Annotated in this window: 3 protein-coding genes and 1 pseudogene; all 4 read left to right on the forward strand. The window is 41.7% G+C overall.

Annotation, left to right across the window (positions count from 1 at the left end; all coding sequences use genetic code 11):
- On the forward strand, positions 1–574 hold a 574-nt coding region (locus tag DFO52_RS22990), incomplete at its 5' end, for a transposase (protein WP_166642383.1).
- 16 nt (positions 575–590) lie between these two features.
- Positions 591–729, forward strand: a pseudogene (locus tag DFO52_RS22995) (IS3 family transposase); the annotation flags it as partial.
- Positions 730–957: 228 nt separating this feature from the next.
- Positions 958–1,245 (forward strand): hypothetical protein, encoded by a 288-nt coding sequence (locus DFO52_RS23000; RefSeq protein ID WP_133551269.1) that lies wholly within the window; start codon positions 958–960, stop codon positions 1,243–1,245.
- Positions 1,246–1,452: 207 nt separating this feature from the next.
- Positions 1,453–1,959, forward strand: coding sequence for a hypothetical protein (locus DFO52_RS23005; RefSeq protein ID WP_133551270.1), 507 nt, complete (start codon positions 1,453–1,455; stop codon positions 1,957–1,959).
- Positions 1,960–2,405 lie beyond the last annotated feature (446 nt).

The following is a 2,405-nucleotide window of genomic DNA, read 5'->3' on the forward strand; positions in this document are numbered from 1 at the left end:
CAGAAATATGACGCGCATGCAGCTCATCAGGACTTTGGGCTCCTGGAGACCTGATGCCAGTGAATACCGCAACGTTACCAACGTTTATCGCATTTCATTAAAGTCCCTTGCCCGACGCTATCTCGAATTACATGACGAAATCGCTGATCTGGATGTCATGATTGCGGCAATTGTCGATGAACTGGCACCTGAACTGATTAAACGTAATGCTATTGGATACGAAAGCGCTTCACAGTTGCTGATCACTGCCGGAGACAATCCCCAACGGTTAAGATCCGAATCAGGTTTTGCGGCACTGTGTTGTGTCAGCCCGGTTCCTGTCTCTTCTGGAAAAACGAACCGTTATCGACTTAATCGGGGTGGAAATCGTGCTGAAAATAGTGCACTTCACATCATCGCTATCGGACGTTTACGAACTGACGATAAAACGAAGGAATATGTTGCCAGGCGGGTAGCAGAAGGACATAAAAAAATGGAAGCAATACGCTGTCTTAAGCGCTATATCTCACGCGAAGTTTATACATTACTGAGAAATCAAAACAGGCAAGTAAACAGCATCCCGATAATGGCTTGACTCTTAGAAGGGCGCCCAGGGCTGCCAGTACGGGAGTGACGACTGGCAGCGCTTCTGCCGGGCTAATAACCTGGCTCCGAGCATGAGCAGGTGTGGCAACTGCTGGGATAATGCGGTGACCGAATCGTTCACTGATATCTGTACTCGAAGAGGATAGGTTATATATGATACATGTGGCACCAAACTCAAATGTAAATGGCTTTTCAGCTGTGGTTACTTTCTGTTTCAGGGTTTCTGAGGCAGATTTTGATGCCACTACGCTGCACAGCAGGCTCAGGAGAACTGTTTTTTATATAATTTCACTTCTATACTTCCTTTTTCAACTAATTTAATCTGGAATTTATTTTCACTAAAAAGGGGGGGGTAGGGGCAAATGATACAATGTGATATTACCATTTTTTATCATTTTTTGTTATTTATTATTATTTATTATCGTTTTTTTGCTGGTATTCCCGTCGCGGGAAGCGGCGACAGTGGGTTGCCGCCAGCCCCAAAATCTGGGGCGTTATCATCATAAATCATTATTGCACATACTATTTTTTCTCTCCGCCCTGTTCGGTGTGGAAATTAGAATTGGCGACACCACGCTTCTTGTTGTTATTAAGGGTGCTATAAATAATGGCTGGGGCGGCGCGAGCATTGTGTTATTGACTTTTGCTGTTGATTTATAGCCGGTACAAGGAAAGCCGGTAGCGCTTCTCTGGTGAATTAACAGCAGTAATAAACCCTATCTTGATAATTTTTGATAACTTTTTTTTTATTACTTGAGTTTTCTTTTCTCTCGTGTATATTTCCAACAAAGACCTACTGTATCATGATCAATACTAATTTCCTTTTGGCAAATTCGTTTGTGTTTATTCCTTATAAGGTGTTTTTCAATGAAAAAATTAAAGATCGCTGCTATTGCCTCTCTGATGGTATCATTTTCAACTTTGGCAGCAGGAGATTCAGTTATATCTAATTTCTCCATTGATGTCGTTGAGCCCGCTCGTGTGACCCACAACCTTACCCCCGTAGTGGCTACTTTGACTACTAATACGGCAGTTCGCACCCTCCTTGCAAGGGGTGAAGTAGTAGCAGACGGTGGTCTCCCAAACATTGTACGAGGCGTCGCTTGGACCATTTCGTCGCAAGATACGAGTATCGAGACTGCGGGCATCTGCACGAAATTTCCTGGAAAAAACAATAGAAATAACAAAATTAATGTTTGCTTTGCAGATGCTATGGGCAAAATGCCAACTGCATCATCTATGAAAGCAGGAGCATATGTACTAGGCGTCACTGATAGAAATAACCCTGGGAAATACACTGTTTATAGTGAGAGCAGTTCTATTCCGGCTGACAACTACACCATATCTATCACTACCACAGTTGTTTCTTCTTAATAACGGTGTAATTAAGACTAATAGATGGTAAGGATAAAATATCTTTACCATCTTCCCTATAGGGAATTTAAACTATTTCTGCGTCGAAAAAAATTATTTGAATTTTAATTGACCTTTAAAAAAGATTTGGACGTGTTTGATAGCAAAATGCTTTTCAATTTCATTTTTTTTGCGATAACCAAAAGTAGCCTGGCAATCCCTTCAATGTGCATATCTTTTCATCAAAAAAGACACCCTCTACCAAAAGCATTAAGTATTTTCATCACGCGTCGATCTGATGTTCTTATTATTGAATCAACACCGTCCCTCTCCACGGCAGCTTTGGATCTTAATAATGACAGTTTAATAGTCTGACCTGCTCCCAGTTGATTAGTACACCCCGATGTTAGTAATGTCTTCATAAGCCACATGAGGACATCCCCATGAAGACGCGTTTTTCCTACCAA

Source organism: Enterobacter sp. AG326 (genome assembly GCF_004362415.1).
GTDB lineage: Bacteria > Pseudomonadota > Gammaproteobacteria > Enterobacterales > Enterobacteriaceae > Enterobacter > Enterobacter asburiae.

What these genes read in the sequence shown, in the direction of transcription:
- DFO52_RS23005 (WP_133551270.1), top strand. Translation starts at nt 1,453, where the DNA reads ATGAAAAAATTAAAGATCGCTGCTATTGCCTCTCTGATGGTATCATTT.